At 73.8% G+C, this 26,007-nt stretch carries 26 protein-coding genes; 22 read left to right on the top strand and 4 right to left on the bottom strand.

Annotated features, from left to right (window positions below; all coding sequences use genetic code 11):
- Positions 1-182: 182 nt before the first annotated feature.
- From BDZ31_RS10960 to BDZ31_RS10900, 13 genes are all read left to right on the top strand, one after another.
- Complete coding sequence (locus BDZ31_RS10960) at positions 183-2,780, top strand: ATP-dependent Clp protease ATP-binding subunit (RefSeq protein ID WP_246344904.1); 2,598 nt, start codon at positions 183-185, stop codon at positions 2,778-2,780.
- 189 nt (positions 2,781-2,969) lie between these two features.
- Positions 2,970-3,200 (top strand): CDGSH iron-sulfur domain-containing protein, encoded by a 231-nt coding sequence (locus BDZ31_RS10955; protein ID WP_183341937.1) that lies wholly within the window; start codon positions 2,970-2,972, stop codon positions 3,198-3,200.
- On the top strand, positions 3,193-4,341 hold the full coding sequence (locus BDZ31_RS10950) for a cystathionine gamma-lyase (RefSeq protein WP_183341935.1): 1,149 nt from the start codon (positions 3,193-3,195) through the stop codon (positions 4,339-4,341). Before BDZ31_RS10955 ends, BDZ31_RS10950 begins: the two co-directional genes overlap by 8 nt.
- Before the next feature lie 132 nt (positions 4,342-4,473).
- Positions 4,474-5,979: a DNA repair protein RadA gene (gene radA, locus BDZ31_RS10945; protein WP_183341933.1), complete on the top strand. Its 1,506-nt coding sequence runs from the start codon at positions 4,474-4,476 to the stop codon at positions 5,977-5,979.
- An 89-nt stretch (positions 5,980-6,068) separates the two neighbouring features.
- Positions 6,069-7,214, top strand: coding sequence for a DNA integrity scanning diadenylate cyclase DisA (gene disA / locus BDZ31_RS10940; RefSeq protein WP_343075567.1), 1,146 nt, complete (start codon positions 6,069-6,071; stop codon positions 7,212-7,214).
- Positions 7,215-7,264: 50 nt separating this feature from the next.
- The gene (locus tag BDZ31_RS10935) at positions 7,265-7,831 is read left to right on the top strand and encodes a CarD family transcriptional regulator (RefSeq protein ID WP_221242984.1); all 567 of its coding nucleotides are present in this window, start codon (positions 7,265-7,267) and stop codon (positions 7,829-7,831) included.
- A 21-nt stretch (positions 7,832-7,852) separates the two neighbouring features.
- Positions 7,853-8,518: a 2-C-methyl-D-erythritol 4-phosphate cytidylyltransferase gene (gene ispD, locus BDZ31_RS10930; protein ID WP_183341929.1), complete on the top strand. Its 666-nt coding sequence runs from the start codon at positions 7,853-7,855 to the stop codon at positions 8,516-8,518.
- Positions 8,512-9,351, top strand: a complete 840-nt coding sequence (locus tag BDZ31_RS10925) for a histidinol-phosphatase (RefSeq protein ID WP_183341927.1) — start codon at positions 8,512-8,514, stop codon at positions 9,349-9,351. The genes ispD and BDZ31_RS10925 overlap by 7 nt, the downstream gene beginning before the upstream one ends.
- Positions 9,351-9,845, top strand: coding sequence for a 2-C-methyl-D-erythritol 2,4-cyclodiphosphate synthase (ispF, locus tag BDZ31_RS10920; RefSeq protein ID WP_183341925.1), 495 nt, complete (start codon positions 9,351-9,353; stop codon positions 9,843-9,845). Before BDZ31_RS10925 ends, ispF begins: the two co-directional genes overlap by 1 nt.
- A gap of 28 nt (positions 9,846-9,873) precedes the next feature.
- Positions 9,874-11,238, top strand: a complete 1,365-nt coding sequence (gene cysS, locus BDZ31_RS10915) for a cysteine--tRNA ligase (protein WP_246344901.1) — start codon at positions 9,874-9,876, stop codon at positions 11,236-11,238.
- Between the two features lie 305 nt (positions 11,239-11,543).
- Positions 11,544-12,272, top strand: coding sequence for a 23S rRNA (guanosine(2251)-2'-O)-methyltransferase RlmB (gene rlmB, locus BDZ31_RS10910; RefSeq protein WP_183341921.1), 729 nt, complete (start codon positions 11,544-11,546; stop codon positions 12,270-12,272).
- A 396-nt stretch (positions 12,273-12,668) separates the two neighbouring features.
- On the top strand, positions 12,669-13,319 hold the full coding sequence (gene sigH, locus BDZ31_RS10905; protein ID WP_183341919.1) for an RNA polymerase sporulation sigma factor SigH: 651 nt from the start codon (positions 12,669-12,671) through the stop codon (positions 13,317-13,319).
- Positions 13,320-13,432: 113 nt separating this feature from the next.
- Positions 13,433-13,825 (top strand): hypothetical protein, encoded by a 393-nt coding sequence (locus BDZ31_RS10900; protein ID WP_183341918.1) that lies wholly within the window; start codon positions 13,433-13,435, stop codon positions 13,823-13,825.
- A gap of 3 nt (positions 13,826-13,828) precedes the next feature.
- Here BDZ31_RS10900 and BDZ31_RS10895 read toward each other — a convergent pair whose 3' ends face one another.
- Both BDZ31_RS10895 and BDZ31_RS10890 read right to left on the bottom strand, forming a co-directional pair.
- The gene (locus tag BDZ31_RS10895) at positions 13,829-14,731 is read right to left on the bottom strand and encodes a hypothetical protein (RefSeq protein WP_183341916.1); all 903 of its coding nucleotides are present in this window, start codon (positions 14,729-14,731) and stop codon (positions 13,829-13,831) included.
- Entirely contained in the window at positions 14,728-15,297 is a 570-nt protein-coding gene (locus tag BDZ31_RS10890; protein WP_183341914.1) for an RNA polymerase sigma factor, read from the bottom strand. Before BDZ31_RS10890 ends, BDZ31_RS10895 begins: the two co-directional genes overlap by 4 nt.
- A gap of 70 nt (positions 15,298-15,367) precedes the next feature.
- Here BDZ31_RS10890 and purU point away from each other — a divergent pair, with 70 nt between their 5' ends.
- Positions 15,368-16,261 carry a formyltetrahydrofolate deformylase gene (gene purU, locus BDZ31_RS10885; RefSeq protein WP_183341912.1) on the top strand — a complete coding sequence of 298 codons (894 nt, stop codon included), beginning with the start codon at positions 15,368-15,370 and terminating at the stop codon, positions 16,259-16,261.
- On the opposite strand, the gene BDZ31_RS10880 is transcribed toward purU, so the two are convergent.
- Complete coding sequence (locus BDZ31_RS10880; RefSeq protein ID WP_183341910.1) at positions 16,258-17,067, bottom strand: MBL fold metallo-hydrolase; 810 nt, start codon at positions 17,065-17,067, stop codon at positions 16,258-16,260. The genes purU and BDZ31_RS10880 overlap by 4 nt on opposite strands.
- Positions 17,068-17,196: 129 nt before the next feature.
- Between BDZ31_RS10880 and BDZ31_RS10875 the strand changes: the two genes are divergently transcribed.
- Entirely contained in the window at positions 17,197-17,802 is a 606-nt protein-coding gene (locus BDZ31_RS10875) for a TetR/AcrR family transcriptional regulator (protein ID WP_183341908.1), read from the top strand.
- A gap of 15 nt (positions 17,803-17,817) precedes the next feature.
- Here BDZ31_RS10875 and BDZ31_RS10870 read toward each other — a convergent pair whose 3' ends face one another.
- On the bottom strand, positions 17,818-18,213 hold the full coding sequence (locus BDZ31_RS10870) for a YidH family protein (RefSeq protein ID WP_183341906.1): 396 nt from the start codon (positions 18,211-18,213) through the stop codon (positions 17,818-17,820).
- A gap of 114 nt (positions 18,214-18,327) precedes the next feature.
- Here BDZ31_RS10870 and BDZ31_RS10865 point away from each other — a divergent pair, with 114 nt between their 5' ends.
- The 7 genes from BDZ31_RS10865 to BDZ31_RS10835 all read left to right on the top strand — a co-directional run bounded on the left by BDZ31_RS10865 (position 18,328) and on the right by BDZ31_RS10835 (position 25,937).
- Positions 18,328-19,263 (top strand): CHAD domain-containing protein, encoded by a 936-nt coding sequence (locus BDZ31_RS10865; RefSeq protein WP_183341904.1) that lies wholly within the window; start codon positions 18,328-18,330, stop codon positions 19,261-19,263.
- Between the two features lies 1 nt (position 19,264).
- Positions 19,265-19,732, top strand: a complete 468-nt coding sequence (locus tag BDZ31_RS10860) for a CYTH domain-containing protein (protein WP_183341902.1) — start codon at positions 19,265-19,267, stop codon at positions 19,730-19,732.
- Positions 19,733-19,810: 78 nt separating this feature from the next.
- Positions 19,811-21,388, top strand: coding sequence for a VTT domain-containing protein (locus tag BDZ31_RS10855; protein WP_183341900.1), 1,578 nt, complete (start codon positions 19,811-19,813; stop codon positions 21,386-21,388).
- Positions 21,389-21,419: 31 nt separating this feature from the next.
- Positions 21,420-21,641, top strand: coding sequence for a hypothetical protein (locus BDZ31_RS10850; RefSeq protein ID WP_183341898.1), 222 nt, complete (start codon positions 21,420-21,422; stop codon positions 21,639-21,641).
- Between the two features lie 100 nt (positions 21,642-21,741).
- Positions 21,742-22,113 carry a hypothetical protein gene (locus tag BDZ31_RS10845; protein WP_183341896.1) on the top strand — a complete coding sequence of 124 codons (372 nt, stop codon included), beginning with the start codon at positions 21,742-21,744 and terminating at the stop codon, positions 22,111-22,113.
- A gap of 111 nt (positions 22,114-22,224) precedes the next feature.
- Entirely contained in the window at positions 22,225-24,972 is a 2,748-nt protein-coding gene (locus BDZ31_RS10840; RefSeq protein ID WP_183341894.1) for a helix-turn-helix transcriptional regulator, read from the top strand.
- A gap of 170 nt (positions 24,973-25,142) precedes the next feature.
- Positions 25,143-25,937: an ABC transporter permease gene (locus BDZ31_RS10835; RefSeq protein ID WP_183341892.1), complete on the top strand. Its 795-nt coding sequence runs from the start codon at positions 25,143-25,145 to the stop codon at positions 25,935-25,937.
- Positions 25,938-26,007 lie beyond the last annotated feature (70 nt).

The following is a 26,007-nucleotide window of genomic DNA, read 5'->3' as shown; positions in this document are numbered from 1 at the left end:
AGGCGCGCGCAGCTGACCCCAAGGAACCATCGACCCTGTTGGTAGACTGGCGTATGCCCGGCGAACGAACCCGACCGCTCATCATCGTGCGAGGTGCTGCCGATGAAGGGAGTGTTCGGGTGCTTTCGCATACCTCCGCAAGATCCCGCCTCACCCGCCCGTAGGGAAGGAACGTCGCACCCATGTTCGAGCGATTCACAGAGCGAGCCCGCCAGGTGGTCGTCCTCGCCCAAGAGGAGGCCCGGACGCTCAAGCACAACTACATCGGCACGGAGCACATCCTCCTCGGCCTCCTGCGTGAGGAAGAGGGCCTGGCCGCTCGCGTGCTGGAGAGCCTCGACATCACCGTCGAGCGCGTGCGCGCGCAGGTCGTGCGCATCGTCGGCTCCGGTGAAGAGGTGACGTCCGGTCAGATCCCGTTCACCCCCCGTGCCAAGAAGGTGCTGGAGCTCGCGCTCCGTGAGGCGCTGAGCCTCGGCCACAACTACATCGGCACCGAGCACATCCTGCTCGGCCTGGTGCGCGAGAACGAGGGCGTCGCCGCCCGCATCCTGCTCGACTTCGACGCCGACTCGGAGAAGATCCGGAACGAGGTCATCCGCATGCTGTCCGGCCCGGGCGGTCGCCGCCAGGGCGCCGGCAGCGGCAGCGGCTCGGGCGCCGCGGCCGGCCAGCAGGGCGAGGGCAAGAAGTCCTCGAAGCTGCTCGACCAGTTCGGCCGCAACCTGACCAAGCTCGCCTCCGACGGCAAGCTCGACCCCGTCGTCGGCCGCGAGACCGAGATCGAGCGGATCATGCAGATCCTCTCGCGCCGCACGAAGAACAACCCGGTCCTGATCGGCGAGCCGGGCGTCGGCAAGACGGCCGTCGTCGAGGGCTTGGCGCAGCGCATCACGAACGCGGACGTGCCGGAGCTGCTGAAGGGCAAGCAGATCTACACGCTCGACCTCGCGGCGCTCGTCGCCGGGTCGAAGTACCGCGGCGAGTTCGAGGAGCGCCTCAAGAAGGTGATGAAGGAGATCACCCAGCGCGGCGACATCATTCTGTTCATCGACGAGCTCCACAACCTCGTCGGCGCGGGCGCGGCCGAGGGCGCGATCGACGCGGCCTCGATCCTGAAGCCGGCGCTGGCGCGCGGCGAGCTGCAGACGATCGGCGCGACGACGCTCGACGAGTACCGCAAGTACCTCGAGAGGGACTCAGCGCTGGAGCGGCGCTTCCAGCAGATCCGCGTCGACCAGCCGTCGACCGACGAGACGTTCCAGATCCTGCAGGGCCTGCGCGACCGCTACGAGCAGCACCACAAGGTGAACATCACCGACGAGGCGCTGACGGCGGCGGCCGACCTGGCCGACAGGTACATCTCGGACCGCTTCCTGCCGGACAAGGCGATCGACCTGATCGACGAGGCCGCCTCGCGCATGCGCATCAAGTCGATGACCTCCCCGCCGGTCTACCGTGACCTCGAGGAGGAGATCGAGACGACGCGGCGCGCCAAGGAGGCCGCGATCGAGGCGCAGGAGTTCGAGAGAGCCGCCAACCTCCGCGACCAGGAGCGCCGCCTCACGCAGAGAAAGCGCGACCTGGAGGAGCAGTGGGAGTCCGGCGAGTCCGGTGAGCGCCCGTCGATCGGCGAGGAGGAGATCGCCGACATCGTCTCGATGTGGACGGGGATCCCGGTCTTCAAGCTCACCGAGGCCGAGACGGCGAAGCTGATGCGCATGGAGGAGGAGCTCCACAAGCGCGTCATCGGCCAGCACGCCGCGGTCGAGGTGATCTCGAAGGCGATCCGCCGCTCGCGCGCGGGCCTGAAGGACCCGAAGCGGCCGACCGGCTCGTTCATCTTCCTCGGCCCCTCGGGCGTGGGCAAGACGGAGCTGGCGCGCACGCTCGCCGAGTTCCTCTTCGGCGACGAGGACGCGATGGTGCGCATCGACATGTCCGAGTACATGGAGAAGCACGCCGTCTCCCGTCTCGTCGGCTCGCCCCCCGGCTACATCGGCTATGACGAGGGCGGCCAGCTGACCGAGGCCGTGCGGCGCAAGCCGTACTCGGTCCTGCTGCTCGACGAGATCGAGAAGGCCCACCCGGACGTCTTCAACATCCTGCTCCAGATCCTCGAGGACGGGCGGCTGACGGACGCGCAGGGGCGCACCGTCGACTTCCGCCACGCGATCGTGATCATGACGTCGAACATCGGCGCCTCCGAGATCGCTCGGAACACGCCGCTCGGGTTCGCGGTCTCCGACGACGAGACCGGGATCACGTACGACGACATGAAGAACCGGATCATGGGCGAGCTGAAGAAGGTCTTCCGGCCCGAGTTCCTCAACCGCATCGACGACGTGATCGTCTTCCACAAGCTGGCGAAGGACGAGATCAAGGAGATCGTCGAGCTGCTGCTGCGGCGGATCCGCGAGTCGCTGGCGGAGCGGGAGCTGCAGCTGGAGCTCTCCGAGGAGGCGAAGGACCTGCTCGTCGACAAGGGCTGGGACCCGGCGATGGGCGCCCGTCCGCTGCGTCGCGCGATCCAGCGCTACATCGAGGATCCGCTCGCCGACTTCGTGCTCCGCTCGGAGCTGACGCCGGGGGCGACCGTGATGGTCGACAAGGCGCCGGAGGGCAACGACCCGGAGGTCTCGATCGAGATCGTCCAGCCGAAGCCCGCCCCGACGCCGGTCGGCGTCGGCGCCGAGGGCGGCCCGTCCGAGGACGAGGGCGAGCACGCCGCGCCGGAGGCCGAGGCGGCCGCCGACGGCGGCGAGTCGGCCGACAAGTAGCACCGGTCGCAGACTGGATTCCGCACGAGGGCGGCCCGACGGGCCGCCCTCGTCGCGTTTGAGCGGCAGATCGGCGCATGGGCGGCCCGTCGGGGGCCGCCCTCGTCGCGTTTCGGGGGCGGATCGGCTCGTGGGCGGGCGGTCGGGGGCCGCCCTCATCGCGTTTGAGGGGGCGCTACCGTTCGCCGCATGGATGCGCGCGTCGAGATCAGAGTCCGCGACGACGGGCCGTACAAGGTGACCGGCCCGGTCGTCATCGTCGATCCGGAGGGGCACGAGCTGGTCCCGCCCGACCCCGGCCGGCCGATCGTGCTCTGCCGCTGCGGGCAGTCGCACACCAAGCCGTTCTGCGACGCCGCCCACAAGACGAGCGGCTTCACCTCGTGCGTGCGGGCCGCGCGGAAGGCCGACAATGGCTGACCGGCGGCTGGAGCGCTTCGGCGACGGCACGCGCGCGGTCCACGCCGGCCTGCCGCCGGCCGAGCAGGAGCAGCCGTTCCTGCCGGGGCCGGCGTTCGCGGCGCCGTACCACCTGCGCGGCGACGACGCCTTCGGCGCCGCCTATCCCTACGGCCGCTACGGCAACCCGACGTGGACCGCGCTCGAGCAGGCGGTCGCGCAGCTGGAGGGCGACGACGTCGAGGCGCTCGTCTTCCCGTCGGGATCGGCGGCGATCGCGGCGGTCCTGTTCCCGCTCCTGCGCGCCGGGGACACGGTCGTCGTGCAGGAGGACGCCTACCCGACCGGGCGGATGCTCGCGAGCGACGAGCTGGGCGAGCTCGGCGTGACGGTGCGCCAGATCCCGTCGACGACCGAGGCGTTCGTCGCCGCCGCGCCCGGCGCCGCGGTCGTCCTGCTGGAGACGCCGTCGAACCCCGGCCTCGACCTCGTCGACGTCGCGGCGGTCGCCGAGGCCGTCCACGCGGCCGGCGGGCGGCTGGTCGTCGACAACACGCTCGCCTCGCCGCTCGGCCAGCGGCCGCTGGAGCTGGGCGCCGACGCCTCGCTGCTGAGCGGCTCCAAGCACCTGACCGGCCACGGCGACCTGCTGCTCGGCACGGTCGCGACGCGCGACGAGGAGCTGCTGGCGGCCGCCCGCCGCTGGCGCGAGCGCGCCGGGGCGATCCTTGGGCCGTTCGAGGCGTGGCTCGCCCACCGCTCGCTGGCGACGCTCGAGCTCCGCCTGCGGCGGCAGTGCGACAGCGCGCTGGCGATCGCCACGGCGCTCGCGGCCCGCGTCGGCGACGACCTGCTCGCCGTCCGCTACCCGGGGCTGCCGGGCGACCCGGCGCACGCGCTGGCGAGCCGCCAGATGCGCGCGTTCGGGACCGTCCTCACCTTCGACCTCGGCGACGACGCCGAGCGCGCCCGCCGCATGCTCGCCGCGTGCGAGCTGGTGATCGAGGCGACCAGCTTCGGCAGCGTGCACACGATGGCCGAGCGGCGCGCCCGCTGGGGGACCGACGCGGTGACCGAGGGCCTGATCCGGCTGAGCGTCGGGATCGAGGACGCCGACGACCTGATCGCCGACCTGACGCAGGCGCTCGACGCGACCCGCTGAGCCCTTGGGGTCGCGATGAGGTGCGCCTTTCGGTCGCACAGCGACCGGAAAGCGCACCTCATCGGGCGGCTCGGTCGTCGGGCGATCGCGAACGGGTGTTCGTCCGGTGCGGCGCGTAGGGTGCGTCGTCCGATGGCCCGCTCGACGACTGTCCACGTCTGCTCCGCCTGCGCGCACGAGACGCCGCGCTGGGCCGGCCAGTGCCCCGGCTGCGGCGAGTGGAACACGCTCGTCGAGGAGGCTCGCAGCGCCGGCCGCAGAGGCGGGCGGGGCGGCGGGGCGCTCGGCGGGACCGCGCGCGGCGGCGCCGCAGTCGCGCCGGTGCGGCTCGGTGCCGTCGAGGCGACCGAGGTCGCCCGCCTGCCGACCGCGATCGGCGAGCTCGACCGCGTCCTCGGCGGCGGCATCGTCCCCGGCTCGCTCGTGCTGATCGGCGGCTCGCCCGGCATCGGCAAGTCGACGCTGACCACGATGGCGGTCGCGAACCTGACCGGCGCCGGGCGCCGCACGCTGTACGTCTCGGCCGAGGAGTCGCCGGCGCAGATCAAGCTGCGCGCCGAGCGGCTGAGGGGCGCGGCGCTCGACATCCCCGTGATCGCCGAGACCGACCTCGGCGCCGTGCTCGCGACGCTCGAGCGCGAGCGCCCCGACGTCTGCGTGATCGACTCGGTCCAGACGCTGCACGCCGCCGAGCTGACCGGCGCGCCGGGCTCGGTCGGCCAGGTGCGCGAGGTCGCCGGCGAGATCATGCGCGTCGCCAAGCAGCACCGCATCGCCGTCCTGCTCGTCGGCCACGTGACGAAGGAGGGGGCGCTCGCCGGGCCGCGCGTGCTCGAGCACCTCGTCGACTGCGTGCTGCAGTTCGAGGGCGAGCGCGAGCGCACCTACCGGACGCTGCGCGCGCTGAAGAACCGCTTCGGCTCGACCAACGAGGCCGGCGTCTTCGAGATGCGCGGCGACGGCCTCGTCGAGGTGCTCGACGCCTCCGCTCGCTTCGTCGGGGAGGCGACCCACGCGCCGGGCTCGGTCGTTCTCTGCGCGATGGAGGGGTCGCGGCCGCTGCTGGTGGAGGTGCAGGCGCTCGTCTCGCCCGCGCAGGAGCTGGTGCCGCCGCGCCGGGTGGTCAGCGGGATCGACCGCAACCGCCTCGCGCTCGTGCTCGCGGTGCTGGCGCGCCACGGCGGCGTCGCGACCGGCAGCGCCGACGTCTTCGTCAACGTCGTCGGCGGCGTGCGCGTCGACGAGCCGGGCGCCGACCTCGCCGTCGCGCTCGCGGTCGCCAGCGCGGCGCGCGGTGTCGCGCTGCGCGGGGGCGCGGCCACGGTGGGGGACGGGCGCGACGGCGGCGCGCTGCGCGGGCGCGGGGCCGGGATGGGGGACGGGCGCGACGGCGGCGCGCCGGACCTGTTCGCCGCCGGCGAGGGCGACGGCGCGGACGGTCCCGCACCGGGTCCGCCGCTCGCCTGCTTTGGTGAGCTCGGCCTGACCGGTGAGCTGCGGACGGTCGCCCATCCCGAGCGGCGGATCGCCGAAGCGGCGAAGTTCGGTTTGTCGACGATCGTCGGGCCGGACGCGCGCACGCTGCGCGCGGCGCTGCGCGCCGCCCTGCCGGGCAGACGCCGCCAGCAGGCCGCCTGACGTTCGCGGCACGGCGGCGCCGTTCCAGAACGGCGCCGTTTCTCCGCTGCGTCGCGGCGTGGCCAGAAAACCCTCCGCGCCGCCGAAAAATGCGGAAAAACCCGGTAGAATGGATCGTCATGGCGCCGCGATCCGGGGAAGAGCTCAGAGAAGAGCTCGAGTCTCGCCAAGAGCCCCGGCTCGTCAAGGCACTCGAGATGGTCGCTCCGGGCACCTCGCTGCGCGAGGGAATCGACAACATCGTCCACGCCCGCACTGGCGGTCTGATCGTGATGGGCGACGCCGACGACCTGGCGTTCCTCTTCTCCGGCGGGATCAAGCTCGACATCGACTACACACCGGCGTTTCTGTACCAGCTCGCGAAGATGGACGGGGCGCTCGTCGTCAACGCGAACGCGACGAAGATCATCTGGGCCAACGTCCAGCTGACGCCCGACCCGACGATCCTGACGCTGGAGACCGGCACCCGCCATCGCACCGCGGAGCGGATCTCGAAGCAGACCGAGGCGCTCGTGATCGCGGTCTCGCAACGCAGGGATGTCGTGTCGCTCTACGTCGACGGCGCCAAGTACATCCTCGAGGACATCCCGGTCGTGCTCGCGAAGGCCAACCAGGCGCTCGCGACGCTCGACAAGTACCGCAGCCGCCTCGACCAGGTCTCGACGCGCCTCACCGCGCTCGAGTTCGAGGGCGGCGCGACGCTCCACGACGTGCTGACGGTCCTGCAGCGCGCCGAGCTGGTGACGCGGATGGGCGTCGAGATCGAGCGCTACATCGTCGAGCTCGGCACCGAGGGGCGTCTGATCGAGATGCAGCTCGACGAGACGATGGTCGGCGTCGCCGGCGACAAGTCGGCGCTCGTGCACGACTACCTCGCCGAGGACAGCGACGAGAACTTCGCGGTCGCCTTCGACCAGCTCGTGCGGCTGCCGCATCAGGACCTGCTCGACTTCGGCCGCCTGGCCGAGCTGCTCGGGTACGACCGCAAGGTCAACACGCTTGACTATCCCGTCTCCCCGCGGGGCTACCGGATCCTCGGTCGCATCCCGCGTCTGCCGCGCCTCGTCGTTCAGCGCATCGTGCAGGAGTTCGGGGGACTCGAGGAGATGCTCGCCGCCACCGACGGCGAGCTCGAAACCGTCGACGGCGTCGGCGAGATCCGGGCGAAGGACATCCGAGAGGGCCTTCGCCGACAGCAGGAGATCAACCTCGTGGACCGGTACCTGCAGACCTGAGGGCCTGTGGATCCGTACTGCTTGGAACAAGGAGGACGACCATCACTGAATTGAGCGAAGAGCAGCTCGAGGACCTCGAGATCACCGTTGAGGTCGAGCACATCGAGTTCGAGATCGGCGACAACGTCGTCTATCCCCACCATGGTGCAGGCAAGGTCCTGAAGAAGGAAGACAAGGAGATCCTTGGGGAGACCCGGGAATACCTCACGATCAAGATCCTCCACAACGACATGACCGTCATGGTCCCGACCGCCAACGCCGCGGTCGCCGGCCTGCGGCGCGTGATCGACGAGGAGACCGTCAGAAGAGTCCTGGCCGTGCTCCAGGAAGAGTGCTCGGACATGCCGAAGAACTGGAATCGGCGCTTCAAGCACAACCGCGACAAGATCAAGACCGGCGACATCTACGAGCTGGCCGAGGTCGTGCGCAATCTCGCCATCCGAGAGGCGGAGAAGGGTCTGTCGACTGGTGAGAAGCAGATGTTCACGCGGGCGAAGAAGATCCTCGCGTCCGAGCTGATGTACGCGCTCGAGATGGAGGAGCAGCAGGCCGAGGAGCACCTCGACGAGCTGCTCGCCGCCTCCGCCAGCGGCAAGGTGGCCGTCGGCGCGGAGTAGCGGCCGGGAGACGGATTTCGAATGGCGGTCGCGCTGCTCGTGGCCGCCGGTCGTGGTGAACGCCTTGGTGCCGACGGCCCCAAGGCGTTCGTCATGCTGGCGGGCCGCCCGATGCTGGAGTGGTCGCTCGACGCGCTGCGCGCCGTCGAGCAGGTGCGGCGCATCGTCGTCGCCCTGCCGGCCGGCGCGCAGGCGCCGGCGGGGACGATCGGCGTCGCCGGCGGCGCCGAGCGCTCCCACTCGGTCCGCGCCGCGCTGGCGGCGGCCGGCGAGAGCGGGCCCGACGAGCCGGTGCTCGTGCACGACGCCGCGCGCCCGCTGCTGACGCCGGCGATCGTGCGGGCGTCGCTGGAGGCGCTGGAGACGACCGGCGCCGACGCCGTCGTCGCCGCCGCCCCGGTCGTCGACACGATCAAGCGGGTCGCCGACGCCGAGCTGCGCGTCGCCGAGACCGTCCCCCGCAGCGCGCTGTGGGCCGTCCAGACGCCCCAGGCATTCCGGCGCGCCGCGCTCGAGCGCGTGCTCGCTCAGCCCGACGAGGTGCTCGCCGCGGCGACCGACGACGCGAGCCTCGTCGAGCAGGCCGGCGGCCGCGTCCACCTCGTAGAGTCCCCGCGCGAGAACCTCAAGGTCACCACGCCGGTCGACCTTCGCCTCGCCGCCCTCCTCCTGGAAGAACGATGCTGACCGACTACCACGTCCACCTGCGTCCCGACGAGCCCGGGACGACCGCCGACAAGTACTTCGTGCCCGCCAACGCCGAGCGTTACCGCGAGGCGGCGAGCGAGCGCGGGATCGCCGAGCTGGGCGTCTCCGAGCACATCTACCGCTTCAAGCAGGCGCTCGAGGTGTGGCAGCACCCGTTCTGGCAGAGCCAGGCGCGCGAGGACATCGACGCCTACTGCCAGTTCGTGCGCGAGCAGACCGACCTGAAGCTGGGGATCGAGGCCGACTTCATCCCCGGCCGCGAGGACCAGATGGGCAACCTGCTGGAGGCGCGCGAGTGGGACTACGTCGTCGGCTCGGTCCACTTCGTGCGCGACCACGCGGTCGACATGCCCGGCGACTGGGACGTCTGGAGAACGACGTTCGAGTCGCCGGAGAAGGTCTGGCGCCGCTACTTCGAGACGCTCGGCGAGTGCGCCCGCAGCGGCCTCTACGACATCCTCGCCCACCCCGACCTCGTGAAGGTGTGGGGGAAGGACCGGCCGCGGCCCGACGGCGACCTGCGCCGCTACTACGAACTGGCGCTGGAGGGGATCGTCGAGTCGGGGATCGCGGTGGAGGTCTCGACCGCCGGGCTGCGCAAGCCGGTCGGCGAGCGCTACCCGGCCGCGGCGTTCCTGGAGATGCTGCTGGAGGCCGGCTGCCCGGTCGCGCTCTCCAGCGACGCCCACCTGCCCGAGCACGTCGGCTGGGACTACGAGCAGACGGTCGAGTGGCTCGCCGGCTTCGGCGTCACCGAGCTGGCCGTCTTCGAGAAGCGGCAGCGCCGCATGGAACCGATCGGGCCGAGCTGATGGTCGCGACCGGCATCGGCTGGGACGTCCACAGGTTCGCCGCGGACCGGCCGCTGGTGATCGGCGGCGTGACGATCCCGTTCGAGCTGGGCCTGCACGGCCACTCCGACGCCGACGTGCTCGTCCACGCCGTGATCGACGCGCTGCTCGGCGCGGCCGGCCTCGGCGACATCGGCGAGCACTTCCCCGACACCGACGAGCGCTGGAGAGGCGCCGACTCGATCGCGCTGCTGCGCTCGACCCGCGAGCTGGTCGCCGTCGGCGGCGTCGAGATCGCCAACGTCGACGCGACCGTCCTGCTCGAGCGGCCGAAGCTGCTGGAGCACAAGCCGGCGATGCGGGAGAACCTCGCCGGCGCGCTGGAGATCCCGCTCGCGCGCGTCAACGTGAAGGCGACGCGCGGCGAGGGGATGGGCTTCGTCGGACGGGTCGAGGGCGCCGCCGCGCTCGCGATCGCGACGCTGGAGCGCCCGGCGACAGAGCGTCGCGGGTAGGGTACGTCGCTGGCAGGGCGAGATGCGCATGATCCGGATCCATGACACGTTGAGCGGCGAGCTGAAGCCGCTGGAGCCCCGCGACCCGGGGAAGGTCGGGATCTACGCCTGCGGGCCGACCGTCTACGGCCGCATCCACGTCGGCAACGCCCGGCCGTTCGTGGTCTTCTCGCTGTTCAAGCGCTTCCTCGAGCACGAGGGCTACGCGGTGACGTTCGTCGCCAACGTCACCGACGTCAACGACAAGATCTACGACGCGGCGGCGAAGGCCGGCGTCGCCAGCGAGCAGCTCGCGACCGAGATGACGGCCCACTACAAGGCCGACACCGACGCGCTCGGACTCGGCCGCCCCGACCACGAGCCGCTGGCGAGAGAGACGATCGCGGAGATGGTCGCCCTGATCGAGAAGCTGATCGAGCGCGGCCACGCCTATGCCGTCGAGGGCGACGTCTACTTCGACGTGCGCTCCTACCCGCGCTACGGCGAGCTGTCGCATCGCCAGGTCGACCAGATGGACCAGGGCGAGGGCGTCGCCGGCGCCGAGCTGAAGCGCGACCCGCTCGACTTCGCGCTGTGGAAGGCGTGGAAGGAGGGCGAGGACACCTCGTGGGAGACGCCGTGGGGGAGAGGCCGCCCCGGCTGGCACATCGAGTGCTCGGCGATGGCGGAGATGCTGCTCGGCGTCGGCTTCGACATTCACGGCGGCGGCTCCGACCTCGTCTTCCCGCACCACGAGAACGAAGCCGCCCAGACCTGCGCCGCCCATGGCGAGCCGCTCAGCCGCCTGTGGATGCACAACGGGATGGTGCGGCTCGAGGGCGAGAAGATGGCGAAGTCGGTCGGCAACATCTTCCTGCTGCACGAGGCGATCGCCGCACACGGTCGCGACGCGCTCGTCGCCTACTTCGCCGGCGGACACTACCGCCAGCCGATCGCCTACTCCGACGAGCGGCTCGCCGAGGCGGCGCGCTCGGTCGGGCGCATCCGCGAGGCCGGGCGGAGGCTGACCGCCGGGGTGGCGAGCCCGCCGCAGCTGGCCGAGCTGCGCGAGAGCTTCTTCGCCGCGCTCGCCGACGACTTCAACACGCCGAGAGCGCTCGCGTCGGTCTTCGAGTGGGTGCGCGCCGCCAACCGCCTGACGGAGGCGGGCGAGGAGGTCGGGGACGCCGACCTGCGCGAGATGCTGCAGGTGCTGGCGCTCGACAACCTGCTCGACGCCGCCGGCAACGGCGACGCCCCCGACGAGGCGGCGCGCGAGCTGCTGGCGCGGCGCGAGGCGGCGCGCGCGGCGAAGGACTTCGCCGCCGCCGACGCGCTCCGCGACGAGCTGGCCGCGCTCGGCTGGACCGTCCGCGACGGCGCCGCCGGCCCCGAGCTGATCCCGCGCGGCTGATGGCGGCCGGGCGAGGAGGACGCGGCGGCGGGCGCGGCGAGCGCGGGCCGAGACGCGGCGGCAGGCCGGGCGGGCCGGGGCGCGGCTCCGGCGGGCCGGGCGGTGCTGGCGGTCCCGGGAAGCGCGGGCCTGGCGGGCGCGGGTCTGGCGCGCCGGGCAGACGCGGCGACGGCGAGCGCGGGCCTGGCGGGCGCGGGCCGGGGCGGCCCGGGCGGCGCGACGAGCGGGCGGCGCGACGGCCGGAGGCCGCGAGACCGCAGGAGCCGGCGCGCGAGCGCGAGGCGTGGACGCCGCCGCCGGACACGATGGTGCTCTACGGGCGCAACGCCGTCCACGAGGCGCTGCGCGGTCCGCGGCAGGTCCAGCACGTCTGGGCGACGCCGGGCGCCGCGGCCGAGCCGTGGCTGGAGGCGGCCGTGGCCGGCGGGCAGGTCGACGTCAACGTCGTGCCGGACGCCGAGTGGGTGCAGCGGCGCAGCGGCTCGCCCGATCATCAGGGCGTCTGCGCACAGGTCGGCGCCTACCGCTACGCCGACGCGGCCGAGCTGCTGCTGCGGCCGCGGCCGCTGATCGTCGCGCTCGACGAGATCCAGGACCCGCAGAACCTCGGCGCGATCGTCCGCACCGCCGAGTGCGCCGGCGCGACCGGCGTCGTGATCCCGGAACGGCGCTCGGCCGAGGTGACGCCGGCGGTCTGCAAGGCGTCGGCCGGCGCGGTCGAGCACCTGCCGATCGCGCGCGTGCGCAACCTCGCCGACTTCCTGCTCGACGCCAGAGACGCCGGCGCCTGGTGCTACGGCGCCGAGGGAGACGGCGGGCGGCCGTACACCGCCGTCGACTACGCCGGCGGCGGGGTCGTGCTCGTGCTCGGCTCCGAGGGGCGCGGCCTGCGCCCACGCGTCGCCGCCTCCTGCGACGGACTGATCGCGCTGCCGCTGCGCGGCCAGATCGAGTCGCTCAACGTCAGCGCCGCCGCGTCGGCGCTGATCTACGAGATCGTCCGCCAGCGCGACGTCGCCGCGAAGGCGCGCTGAGCGCCCGCGCGCTCCCCGAGCGGCCGTCCACGGCGCGTGCCGCGCGGCCGCGTTGCGCACCTCGATGGCACTGCGTCCGTCGCGCGGGCGGGGTGGGGGAGAGGGGGTCGCGAGCGGCCCGCGGGCAGTCCTGCCCGTGTACGCCGCACGGCGCCGACGCGCCAGTTCCTGCACGCGTTCGCCGACGCTGCAACGGATCGTGCAATGACGGCTTGACAGGCGTTCCATAACTGTGGCAAGCTGCCCGCCTCATAAGGGTGGACCTGAGCTTGAGGCTCGACCAAGGTCCCGGGTCTCGTTCTCAGCCACCCGCTCATATCGGTAGCAGCGCCTGGGGAGGTAATGCGCTACGAAGCGACGCCCACACTGAGCAGGGGGCGTCAGAAGGGTGTGCTCGTGGCTCGAATCTCCCATAACCCTCAAGGTCAGGTCCAGCTTGATGACGGATTCCTGATCGCCCTTGCCAAGCAGGGGAACCCGGACGCCTACGACAGGCTCGTCCGCCGCTACTACGGCTTCGTCCGGCTCAAGGCCTCCTCGTACTTCCTCGCCGGCGGCGACGCCGACGACCTGATCCAGGAGGGGCTGGTCGGCCTCTACAAGGCGATCCGCGACTACCGCACCGACCGCGAGTCGAGCTTCCGCAACTTCGCGGAGCTGTGCATCACGCGCCAGATCATCACCGCGGTCAAGACCGCGACACGCAACAAGCACACGCCGCTCAACCAGTACGTCTCCTTCTCCGCCTCGCCGGCCTCCGCGCAGGGCGACGGCGACCCGACGCTCGACGAGGTGATCCCCGGCCCGACGGTCCACGATCCCGTCAACCAGGTGATCTCCAGCGAGGAGCTGCGCGCCCTCGTCGCCTGCCTCTCGACGGTCCTCTCCGACCTCGAGTCGCGCGTCCTCTCGCTCTACCTCGACGGCCACTCCTACGAGGCCGTCGGCGCCAAGCTCGGCTGCGACACGAAGACGGTCGACAACGCGCTGCAGCGCGTGAAGCGCAAGGTCGGCACGCACCTCGCCGCCCGCAACGTCCTGCTGTAGCCCAGCAGGCGGTCCCTCGAACGGCAGGCCGCGGCGCGCCCACACCCCGCGCCGCGGCCACGCCGTCCCGCCCCTGGCCGCCTCCGTGCCCGCCGCCCTCTAGGATCCCGCGCGTGGACACCATCCTGCTCGTCGTGCTCATCGTCATCGGCCTGCTGATCGTGCTGGCCGTGCTCGGATCGATCGCCGCGACCCGCCGCAACCGCGCCGGGGCCGCCCGCTTCTCCGAGAGCCTCACCGCCGTCGACCGCCACCTCGCGGAGGCGATCGCCACCGATCACGGCTGGAGACGCGAGACGCTCGACGCGGCGGCGCACGCCGCCTTCGCGCAGCACCGCCCCGGTGCCGCGCCCGACAGGCTCGAGCTGCTCCAGATCGTCGACGAACCCGGCACCGACTCCGACCTCGCGATCTACCGCGCGACGGCGAGCGGCGGGGCCACCCGCATCACGCTCGGCCGGCGCGACGGCGCCTGGTACGCCAAGGCGTTCGACGACGAGCGCTGACCGTCAGCGGGGGCGGGCGCCGCGGGACTCGTTCGAGGCCGGCGGCTCAATCACCCGCAGGATCGACGTATCGCGCCGGGTGACGATCGTCTCGCCGTCGGCGTCGAGCAGGCGGTAGCGGACGACGCTCGCCGCGCGCTCGCCCGGTCTCTCGCGCAGCTGGACCGTCGCGACGTTGTCGCGTACCTCGAGGCGGCGGGTGCTGCCGTCGTCGAGCTCCAGCTCGACCGCCGCGATCCCGTCGGTGAAGAGGCCGACCACCCGTGCGACGCCATCGGCGAAGCTGGAGCCGACGAACCGGCCGCGGCCGACGTGCGACGACGTCGCGCAGCCGCCGCCGCCGGTGCTCGGGCCGACGATGACGACGCACAGCAGCGGCTGCCGCGCGCTGGCCGGCAGCTCGTGCTGCGGGCCTCTGTCACCGCCGCGCCGTGCGTCGAGGTCGGGGACCGCGCCGACGGGGGCGACGAAGACCCGCCCACCGGTCGCATCACGGCCGGCGAGGCGGACCGCCGAGGGGTTGAGCGGCCGCTCCGGCACCCCGACGCCGCAGTCGGCGCGATCGGCGTCGGTCTGCGGGCGGCGCAGGACGGCGAACGCCGCGAGCAGGCGGGGCGGCGGGGGCTCCGCCGTCAGCACGAGCTCGCCGGCGGCGGCGCGCCGCTCACACTCGGTCGGGCCCGTCGCGGGGGCGGGGACCGGCGCCTCGGCGCCCGGGAGCGCGAGCACGGCGACCGCGAGCGCGGCGATCGTCAGCAGCGCGACGGCGGCGACCGGCAGCGGGCGCAGGCGGCCCGGGCGCCGCACGCGGCGGGGGCGGGCCGCGGCGGCGGTCGCGACCTCGGCCTCGCGGCGGGCCGCGGCGACCAGCTCCCGCTCCAGGCGGTCCTCGAAATCGCTGCTCATCGCTCGCCTCCTTCGGGTCGCAGCCGTGCGCGCAGGGCCGTCAGGCCCCGGCTCACGCGCTGCCGCACCGCTGCCGGCGACAGCGCCAGCTCGGCGGCGATCTCGTCGTAGCCGCGCTCGTGGACGACGCGCGCCTCGACCGCCCGCCGCTGATCGTCGGGCAGCGCGGCGAGCAGCGCCGCCGCGTCACCGGCCCCGGCGAGCGAGGCGAGCTCGTCGATCCGCTCGACGTCCTCCTCGGTCAGCGCGATCGGCGGGATCCCGAGACGGTCGCGAGCGCGCCGCTCGGCCGCGCCGCGGCGGTGGGCGTCGGCGAGCTTGTTGAGCGCGATCTGGAACAGCCAGTTGCCGGCCGAGCCGCGGTCGGGATCGAAGCGGTCGCGCTGCGCGAGCACCGTCGCGAAGGTCTCGGCCGTCACGTCGGCGGCGAGCTCGGCGTCGCCGCAGCGGCGCGCGCAGAGCGCCAGCACCCAGCGGACGTGCCGGCGGTAGAAGCGGCCGAACGCCTCCGGGTCGGTCGCGGCCATGCGCAGCAGGTCGGCGTCGGTGCGGTCCTCTGCTGGCATCTGATCGATCTTCGCGCGGGAGCGGTTCGGTGTGACGCACTCGCGCCGAGCGCGTAGGATCGCGGCGGGGATGGCGAGCACCGGCGACACCGCGACGCGCGGGCGGCCGAACACCGCCCGGCTGCTGATCTCCTGCGCCGACCGGCGCGGGATCGTCGCCGCGGTCTCGCGCTTCCTGTTCGACCACGGCGCCAACATCCTCGACGCCGACCAGCACACGACCGACCCCGAGGGCGGCACCTTCTTCATGCGGATGGAGTTCCACCTGGAGGGGCTCGACGTCGGCGGGCCGGAGCTGGAGCGGTCGTTCGCCGAGCGCGTCGGCGAGCCGTTCGGGATGGAGTGGCGGATCGCGTACGCCTGCAGGCCGAAGCGGGTCGCGCTGCTGGTCTCGCGCGAGGAGCACTGCCTGCTCGACCTGCTGTGGCGGTGGCGGCGCGGCGACCTCGACGCCGAGATCGCGCTGGTCCTCTCCAACCACCGCGACGCGGAGCGCGACGTGCGCGGCTTCGAGGTCCCGTTCGCACACGTCCCCGTCGAGCGCGGGCGCAAGCCGGAGGCCGAGGCCGCGATGCTCGCGCTGCTGCGCGAGCACGGGCCGTTCGACCTCGTCGTGCTCGCCCGCTACATGCAGATCCTCTCCGGCGACTTCCTCGCCGCGGCCGGCGCGCCGCTGATCAACATCCACCATTCGTTCCTGCCGGCCTTCGCCGGCGCCGACCCCTACCAGCGGGCGAGCGAGCGGGGCGTGAAGATCATCGGCGCGACCGCCCACTACGTCACCGAGGAGCTCGACGCCGGGCCGATCATCGAGCAGGACGTCGCGCACGTCAGCCACCGCGACGACGTCCCCGACCTCGTGCGGATCGGCCGCGACATCGAACGCACCGTGCTGGCGCGCGCCGTCGCCCGCCACCTCGCCGACCGCGTCCTCGTGCACGAGAACAAGACGGTCGTGTTCTAGCGCGCAGCCGGCTCCAGCTCGATCGTGGCGCCGGTCTCGACGACCCGCGCCTCGACGCCCTCCTCGCGCGCGGCGGCGAGGAAGCGCCCCGCCGGATCGTCGACCTGCTCGTAGGCGGGCGGCCGCTCGATCGTGTCGTAGTGGATCGGGACCGCGAGGCGGGCGCCGAGGACGCGCGCGGCGAACGCCGCCTGCTCGGGCTCCATCGCGGCCGCGAACGGACTCGGCGGCTGACGGTGGGGAAGGCTGACGCGCGCGCCGTTGCACGGCAGGAAGACCGCGTCGAAGGGGCCGAGCCGCAACGCGATCCGCCACCACGAGCCGTGGAAGATCGTGTCGCCCGCATGCAGGATCCGCAGGCCGCCGGCCTCGATCGCCCACGACAGCTGCGGGTCGCCGAAGCCGTCGACCGCCGGCAGCGCGGTGAAGGTGAACGGGCCGCGCGTCAGCGACTCCCACGGGGCGAGCGCGCGGGTCGCGATCCCGCGCTCGGCGATCCGCTGCTCGGCGACGACCAGCGCGCCGTTCTCCATCAGGTCGCCGGGCGGAGCCGGCGCCGGGCGCAGCAGCAGGCCGTCTTCGGGCCGCAGCGCGGCGGCGACGGCGCCGGGGTCGGCGTGGTCGGAGTGGAGGTGGGTGACGAGCGCGGTCGCGACACGGCCGGCGGTCTGCGGCGGCGGCAGCGGCCCGCGCGGCGCGCCGACGTGCGGCTCCAGCGGCGCGCCGTCCTGGAACAGGTCGACGACGGCGCTCTCGCCGTCGGCCTCCAGCTCCAGCCCGGCCCAGCCCAGTCGGCGGATCAGCATCGTGCCCTCCTTGGGTCGCGGCCGGCGCCTGCGGCCCGCGGCCGCGCGCCGCCGCGGGGCGGCAGCGCGGGCGCGGCGGAGCATCCGGCCATTTAGCAAACGATCGTTCGTAATCTATACTGCGGCGGCATGAGCCCGCGCAAGTCGGCCGCCGCAGCGCTCGAGACCCGCGACGCGATCGTCGCGCGCGCCGTCGCGGTCGCCTCGACCGACGGCCTGGAGGGGCTGACGATCGGCCGCCTCGCCGGCGACCTGTCGATGAGCAAGGCCGGCGTGATCGGCCACTTCGGCTCCAAGGAGCGGCTGCAGCTCGCGGCGCTGGAGGAGGCGGTCGGGATCTTCACGCGGACCGTCTGGGAGCCGGTCGCCAGTCGGCCGGCGGGGCGCGAGCGGCTGCTTGCGATCTGCGACGCCTGGGTCGCGCACCTCGAGAGCGGCGTCTTCCCCGGCGGCTGCTTCCTGGCCGCCGCCGCGGCCGAGTTCGACGGCCGCGAGGGACCCGTCCGCGACGGGGTGGTGGCGGCGCTGGGGCGGTGGCGGGCGGTGATCGAGCGCGACGTGCGCGCCGCCGTCGCCGCCGGCGAGCTGCCCGCCGACAGCGACCCGGCGCAGGTCTGGTTCGAGTGGAACGCGTTCGCGATGGGGCTCAACCAGGCGCTGCAGCTGCACGGCGACGCGAGCGCGCCCGACCGGGCCCGCCGCGCGATGCGGCGGGCGATCGGCGTGCCGGGGTGAGCTCGCGCGCGGCGCTCAGGCGTCGATCACGACGATCGCGATGATGAGGCCGGTCAGCGCGATGCCGACGACGGCGAGCGTCGTCACGAAGCGGTCGTCGGGACCAAGGTACTCGCCGCGACGGACCGCCTCCTCGACCTGGCGGTAGCGGACCACCCCGTAGAGGAAGCAGGCGACGCCGAGCAGCCCGAATGCGACGCCGGCGATCGCCGCGAGCAGCTCGCTGCCGGTCGTCAGCGCCGGCACGATCCTGCCGACGCCGAGGCTCCCGGCCATGCACGCCAGGCCGGTGCGCCACCACGCCAGGTAGGTGCGCTCGTTGGCGAGGTGGGTGCGCCGGGTCGCGTCGCCGTCGGCGTCGAATCTGCCGCCGCGCGGCGGGACGGTGTCGGGCGTGCGTCCGGGGGCCATGGCCCGACCGTACCCGACGGGCCGGGCCCGCCGCCGCGCGTAGGGCGCCACGGCGTGGCGCTGGCGCGTTCGGAGCGCTTGACGTGGAGGCGACCGGGTTAGGCTGGCAATGCGATGTCCTATCGGCTCGGCATCTCCGATCCGCTCGCCGACTCGGTCCGCGCCAGCGCTCGCGAGCAGCTGACCGGCGCCGTCGCCCGCCTCGAGGATGCCGGCGACGACCCGGCCGCGGCCGTCCACGAGGCGCGCAAGCACCTGAAGAAGACGCGCGCGCTGCTGCGGCTCGTGCGCGCCCGGCTCGGCGACGACGCCTACCGGCGCGAGAACGCCGCGCTGCGCGACGCGCAGGCGCGCCTCTCCTCGACGCGCGACGCCGACGTGCTCGTCGCGACCGTGGAGCGGCTCGCCGAGCGCGCCGCGGGCCGCCTGCCGGCGAGCGAGTTCGCCGCGCTGCGGGCGCTGATGGCCGCCGAGGCCGCCGCCGCCCGCGATGGCGCGCGGGCGCCCGACGTCGCCGCCGTCGCGCAGGAGCTGCGCGCCGCGCAGGAGCGCGTCGCGGCGTGGCCGCTCGACGGCGCCGGCTGGGAGACGGCCGTCGCCGGGATCTCGCGTGCCTACGCGCGCGGGACGCGCGAGCGCGCGAGAGCTGAGGAGGAGCCGACGGTTGAGCGGCTGCACGAGTGGCGCAAGCGCGTGAAGGACCTCTGGTACCACCACCGGCTGCTGAAGCCGGTCTGGCCGCCGGTCGTCGACGCGGTCGGGGAGGAGGCCCACCTGCTCTCCGAGCTGCTCGGCGACGACCACGACCTCGCCGTGCTGCGGGCGCGGCTGGAGCGCGGCGACGGCCTGCCGACGGCGATCGCCGCCGACCCGGAGCCGCTGCTGGAGCTGGTCGACCGGCGTCGCGGCGAGCTGCAGGACGAGGCGAGGCGGATCGCGGCGCGCCTCTACGCCGAGCGGCCGAAGGCGTTCGAGCGGCGCGTGCGCGCTTGGGTCGACGCGGCGGCCGCCGAGGCCGGCGCCGCCGCGCGGTCCGCCGACGGGGCGTGACGTGGCGGCCGAGATCGAGCGCAAGTTCCTGCTCGACGCCCCGCCCCAGGGCGTCGAGGAGCATCCGAGCGAGGCGATCGCACAGGGCTACCTCGCGCTCGACGGCGACGTCGAGGTGCGGGTCCGGCGGGCCGGCGAGCGCGCCCTGCTGACGGTCAAGGCCGGCGGCGGACGGCGGCGGGTCGAGGAGGAGGTCGAGATCGGGCGCGAGCGGTTCGAGGCGCTGTGGCCGCTCACCGCGGGGCGCCGGATCGTCAAGCGCCGCTACCGCGTGCCGGCGGCCGACGGGCTCGTCTTCGAGGTCGACCTCTACGAGGAGGAGCTGGCGGGGCTGGTCGTCGCCGAGGTCGAGTTCCCCGACGACGCCGCCGCGAACGCCTTCACGACGCCGGACTGGCTCGGTCGCGAGGTGACCGACGACCCGCGCTGGAAGAACCAGGCGCTGGCATTGCACGGCCGCCCCGACTGACGACGTGCGGCCAACCGCACCCCCTGCGGGTGTCGCGTGCGTCAGGATGTCGCCCATGCACGGCGGACGGGGCAGCGCGTGAAGCCGATCTGGTTCGCCGTCGCCGCGGCGCTGGCGGCGTTCGTCTGGTGGAGACGGCGCAGACTCGAGCCGCCGCTGATGATCGGGCTCGGCCTCGTCGCGATCGGCGCCGCCGTCTACGGCACCGGGCTGATCGAGATGCCCGACTTCGAGCAGGTCCTGACCGACGTCGGCGAGGCGCTCGGCACGTGGACCTACCTGCTCGTCGCGCTGCTCTGCTTCCTGGAGAGCGGCGCCGGGATCGGCCTGCTCGTCCCCGGCGAGACCGCGATCGTCGTCGGCGGCGTCGTCGCCGGCCAGGGGCAGATCGACATCGTCCTGCTGATAGCGATCGCGTGGGTGACCGCGGTCGCCGGCGACCTCACGAGCTTCTTCATAGGACGCAAGCTGGGACGCGCCTTCCTCGTCAAGCACGGCCCGCGCGTGAAGATCGACGAGCACAGAATCGAGCAGGTCGAGGCCTTCTACGCCAAGCACGGCGGCAAGGCCGTCTTCCTCGGCCGCTTCGTCGGCCTCGTGCGCGCCGTCTCGCCGTTCGTCGCCGGCTCCTCGGGCATGAGAACCCGCCGCTTCCTCCCGTACGACGTGCTCGCCGCCGGGATCATGGTCACCTTCTTCTGCCTGCTCGGCTACCTCTTCTGGAGATCGATCGACAGAGTCCTGGAGATCGCCAGACAGGGGACGTTCGCGCTCGGCGTCGTGATCACCGTCGTCGTCGCGATCGTCGTCGCGGTCCGCTGGCTGCGGGTCGAGCGCAACCGCGAGCAGCTCGACGCCTTCCTCGACGCCCAGGAGGGCAAGCCGGCGATCGGCCCGGTCGTGCGCTTCGTGCGCGCGTTCGGCCGTCGGCTGGTCGGGCCGGCCCGCTTCCTCTGGAACCGCCTCACGCCCGGGCAGCTGGGGCTGGAGCTGACCTCTCTGCTGGCGATCGCCGCGGTCGGCTCGTTCGTCTTCTTCGGCTACCTGATCGTGCTCGACCCGATCACCGAGCTGACCCCGGGCGACGAGCGCGGCGTCCGCTGGTCGGCCGACCTCCATGCCGCGTGGCTGACCGAGGCCGCCAAGGTCGTCACCCATCTCGGCGCGCTGCCGGTCGCGGGTGGCGCGCTCGTGCTCGTCGCCGCGGTGCTGTTGTGGCGGCGCGAGTGGCTGGAGGGGCTGGCGCTGCTCGCCGGTCTCGTCATCACCTACGCCGGCGTCCACATCACGAAGGCGGCGACCGACCGGCCGCGGCCGCTGCAGCCGCTGGTCGAGACGGCCGGCTCCGCCTATCCCTCCGGCCACGCCGCCTACGCCGTCTTCTGGGTCGCGATCGCGATCGCGCTGCGGCGGGCCTTCCCGGGCCTGGCGTCGCGCGCGATCGTGCTGACGGCCGGGATCGCGATCGCCGTCGCCGTCGGGCTGTCGCGGATCTACCTGCGCGTCCACTGGTTCTCCGACGTCGCCGGCGGCTGGGGCCTGGCTTCGACGACGCTCGCGCTGACCGGGATGGTCGCGCTCGTCGTCGGCTTCTTCACGAGCGGCCGCGCGAGGCTGGAGCCCGAGCCCGAGCCGCCGGTGCTCGGCCCGCGCTGAGCGCGCTTCCGGCGCGTGCGAAGATGGACCGATGAGCGACATCCAACGCCGTTCCTCCAACCGCCCCACCCGTCGCCAGAGAGAGCAGCGGGCCTACCAGCTCGTGATGGCCTCGGGCGCCTTCGGCCTGGTCGCCGTCGTCGGGCTGGTGCTCGCGCTCGCGACCTCGTTCCCGTCGGCGGTGTGGGTGATCTCCGCGATCGTCGCGGTCGTCTGCTTCCTGATGTTCCGCCGCACCGTCGGCGGCGGCTGACGCGGCCCGCGCGGCAGCCCCGCCGCGCCGTCGCCGCCCCGCGTCGGCATGTCAGGCGAGCGCCGCTTTCGCGCGCGCCCTGCTGGGTACCCCTGACGACATGCCGACCGAACCACAGCCCGTCACGCTCGCCGAGGTCGTCAACCGCGCCGTCGACGTGACAGATCCCGACGGCCAGGACGCCGCGATCGCCGCGATCCAGGAGCGCTTCGAGGACGCCGACGAGCCGGTCACCGGCGTGCTCGACGGCTTGGAGGAGCGGCTCGCCGACGCGATCGAGGGCGCCGACGTCGAGCTCGACGACCCCGCCGTCGCCGTCACCGGCGCCGTGATCCAGTACCTCGCCCGCCGCCGCGACGAGCTCGACGCCGACTCCGACGCGATCATGCGCCTCGCCGCGCGCGCCGAATGGCGCGGCGACCCGCCGACCTCGGTCTCCGACTGGCTCGCCGACCACGGCGTGCAGGTCTGAGCGGGCGCGCGCGGCCTGCGACGAACGTCGCGCGCGCCTGCGACGTTCGCACCGTGCGCTTTCCACCTTTCTCCCTCCCGCGCCGCGAGGGCGGCTGGCACACTCGCGCCGATGCTCGACGGTCGCACGAGGGAGATCGCCCAGCTGACGGGGACGCTGCGCGCGCTGCACGAGGGATCGTCCTTCGCGCTGGTCGTCCGCGGCGAGGCTGGCGTGGGGAAGAGCGCGCTCGTCGAGGCGGCGATCGCGACCGGCGGCGAGGGTCTTCAGGTGCTGCGCGCCCGCGGCTACGAGTCCGACACCGAGATCCCGTACGCCGGCCTGCTCGAGCTGGCCACGCCGCTGCTCCCGCTGCGCGCCGGGCTGCCCGACGCCCAGCGCCACGCGATCGACAGCGCCTTCGCGCTCGAGCCGCCGACGCCGCATGACCGGCTCGCGGTGCCGGCTGCCCTGCTCGGCCTGCTCGCCCGCGCCGCCGAGCGCCGGCCGCTGCTCGCCGTCGTCGACGACCTCCACTGGTTCGACGACGCCTCCCGCGACGCCGTCCTCTTCGCCGCCCGCCGGCTCGCCGCCGCCGGCGTCGGGGTGCTGCTCGCCGCCCGCGACGGCGTCGCGCCGGCGCTCGACCTCAGCGGCGTCGAGGAGCTGCCGCTCGACGGGCTCGACGAACCGGCGGCGCTGACGCTGCTGCGCCGCGGAGCGCCGCGGCTGCCCGACGGCGTCGCCCGCGCGATCGTCGCGGCGACCGCCGGCAACCCGCTCGCGCTGATCGAGCTGCCGGCGGCGCTGACGCCGGCGCAGCGGGCCGGCGAGGCGCCGCTCGCCGACCCGCTGCCGGCGAGCGCGGCGGTCGAGCGCGCCTACGTGCGCCAGGTCGCCGAGCTGCCCGAGACGACGCGGGCCGCGCTGCTCGTCGCGGCGGCGCTCCACCGCGGCCAGGTCGACCTGCTGACGGCCGCGCTGCGCCGCCTCGGCCTGGCCGACGAGGTGCTCGTCCCCGCCGAGCAGGCGCGGATCGTGACCGAGCGCGGCGGCGAGCTGACCTTCCGCCATCCGCTGCTGCGCTCGGCCGTCTACCACGCCGCCGCGAGCAGCGAGCGGCGGACGGCGCATGCCGCGCTCGGCGCCGTCGCCGACGACCCGCGCGTGCGCGCGTGGCACCTCGCGCACGCCGCCGCCGGGGCCGACGAGGCGGTCGCGGCGGCGCTGGAGGAGGCCGCCTTCGACGCGCGTGCCCGCCACGGCCACGCGGAGGCCGCCCGCGCCTTCGCCCGCGCCGCGGAGCTGTCGACCGACCCGGCCGCCCGCGCCCGCCGCGCGCTCGACGCCGCGCAGGAGCACGCCGTCGCCGGCCACGTGACGACGGCGCTGACGCTGCTCGACGGCGCCGAGCCGCAGCTCGCGCCCGAGCTGGCGCCGGCGGTCGCGAGGCTGCGCGGCAAGCTCGCGATGCGGCGCGGCGAGCCGCTCGCGGCCCAGCGGATCCTCGAGGGGGAGGCGGCGCGCGCCGCCGCCGACGGCGACCACGAGAGCGCGGCCGCGCTGCTGCTCGAGTCGTCGTTCAGCTACACGATGACGGGCGATCCCGCGGGGATGACGTCGGTGCTGGAGCGCGCGCGAGCCTCGGCGGCGCGCGTCGGCGGCGTCGCCGAGCTGGTGACGTGGATCATGAGCTGCGTCCAGCGGGTCGTCCACGGGCAGGGGCCGGCGGTCGCGCCCGAGCTGGCGGAGATCGAGCCGCGGCTGGCGGGGATCGACCTGACCGGTCTCGGCGAGCAGGTCGGGCTGTTCGCGCACGCGTCGCTGTGGCTCGACGACACGGCGCGCGCCGAGCGCGTCGTCGAGCTGCTGATCGACCGCTATCGCGCCGCCAGCGCCTTCGGCGCGCTGCCATACCCGCTGACGGTGCGCGCGATGCTGCGCGAGCGCCAGGGCCGCTGGGTCGAGGCCGAAGCCGACGCCGAGGAGGCGGTGCGGCTGGCGCGCGAGATCGACCAGGAGACGATCCACGGCTTCTGCCTCTCGACGCTCGCACGCCTGGAGGCGGCGCGCGGGCGCAGCGAGCAGGCGCGCGCGCACGCGCGCGAGGGGCTGCGGCTGACCGACGCCGCGCACGCCCGCAACCTCGGCACCCACCTGCTCGCCGCGGAGGGCCTCGCGGAGCTGGCGGCCGATCGGCCGGAGGCGGCCGCCGCCGCGCTGCGGCAGGCGCGGGAACGGGCGCGGCTGCTGCAGTGGCGCGAGCCGAACGTCGTCCGCTTCGCGGGCGACCTCGTCGAGGCGCTCGTGCGGATCGGGGCGACGGCCGAGGCAGAGCAGGAGCTCTCCGAGCTCGCCGCCGACGCCGAGCGGACCGGCGGCGCCTGGGCGCACGCGGCGCTGGAGCGGGGGCGGATGCTGCTGGCGCCGGTCGAGGCGGTCGACGACCACGCGCGCGCCGCGCTCGCCTGGCACGCGCGCGACGGGGCGCCGTTCGAGCGGGCGCGGACCGAGCTGGCGTGGGGCGAGCGGCTGCGCCGGCGGCGGCGCCGGATGGACGCGCGCGAGCCGCTCGAGCGGGCGCTGCAGACGTTCAGGGCGCTGGGGGCCGAGCCGTGGGCGCGGCGCGCCGCCGACGAGCTGGCGGCGGCCGGCGGCGCGCACCGCGATCGCGAGGCGCCGCCCGGCCGCGACGAGCTGAGCCCGCACGAGCTGAAGGTCGCGCTGATGGTCGCGCACGGGATGACCAACCGCGAGGTCGCCGCCGCCCTCTTCCTCTCGCCGAAGACGATCGAGCGCCACCTGTCGCGGATCTACCGCAAGCTCGACGTCCGCTCCCGCACCGAGCTGACGCGCCTGCTCGCCGCCGAGGGTGCGTAGGCGCGCCACCGGTCGCGCGCCGCTCGGCCGTCCGTCGCTCCACGTCCGCCCGCGCCGCTTCGCGCTCGCCCGCAGCGCCCGCGACGGTTCCCACTTGGTGGTCTGCGCGCCCCTCCCTTAGACTCGCGCCCCAGCATGGCGTGGAGGAGAGCGAACGGCGGAGGCGCCGCATGAGCTGGTGGGCGGTTCCGCGCAGTTGGATCGAGAGCTTCGGCGACATCGTTCGCTTCGCTTTGCGGATCTTCGGCGAGGTCTACGGCGGCCGCGTCTTCCGCTTCTTCGGCGAGGCGCTGCGTCAGGCCGGCCTGCTGATCCTCTCCTCGACGCTGGTGATCTGGGGCCTCGTCTTCATCATCGGCCTCCAGTGCGGCATCGAGGGCGCGTACTTCACGCGCGGCACCGGCACGCCGAACTACGCCGGCGTCTTCACCGCGTGGTGCGACCTGCGCGAGCTGGTCCCGTACGCCTTCGGCTACATGATGGCCGCCAAGGTCGGCACCGGCATCGTCGCCGAGATCGGCTCGATGCGGATCACCGAGGAGATCGACGCGCTCGAGGTGATGGGCATCAGCTCGATGACCTTCCTCTGCGGGACGCGCCTGCTCGCCTCCTGGATGGTGCTGCCGTTCGTCTACATCGGCGGCGTCGGCGCGGCCTTCATCGCCTCCTACCTCGCGGTGGTGGTGCAGATCCACGAGGTGTCGGCAGGCGGCTACGAGCTGATCTTCTGGGCCTTCCAGAACCCGACCGACCTCTTGTACTCGTTGATCAAGGGCGCCTTCATGGCGACCGGTGTGGTGATCGTCGGCTGCTACTACGGCTACAACGCCAGCGGCGGGCCGGTCGGCGTCGGCACCGCGACGGCGAAGTCGATGGTGCTCAACCTCGTCTACGTCCATCTGATCGGCATGATGGGCACGCAGCTGTTCTGGGGAGCGAACCCCCGAGCACCGATCGGCGGCTGAGCCCCGCCGCCCGCAGCCGCCGAGCCGGCGTCCGAGGCCCCAACGCGCTGGCCCTTGAGCTGGCGGCCGA

Source organism: Conexibacter arvalis (genome assembly GCF_014199525.1).
GTDB classification, from domain to species: Bacteria; Actinomycetota; Thermoleophilia; order Solirubrobacterales; family Solirubrobacteraceae; genus Conexibacter; species Conexibacter arvalis.
The sequence above is the reverse complement of the archived record's forward strand: the minus strand, read 5'-3'. Positions and strand labels throughout refer to the sequence as shown.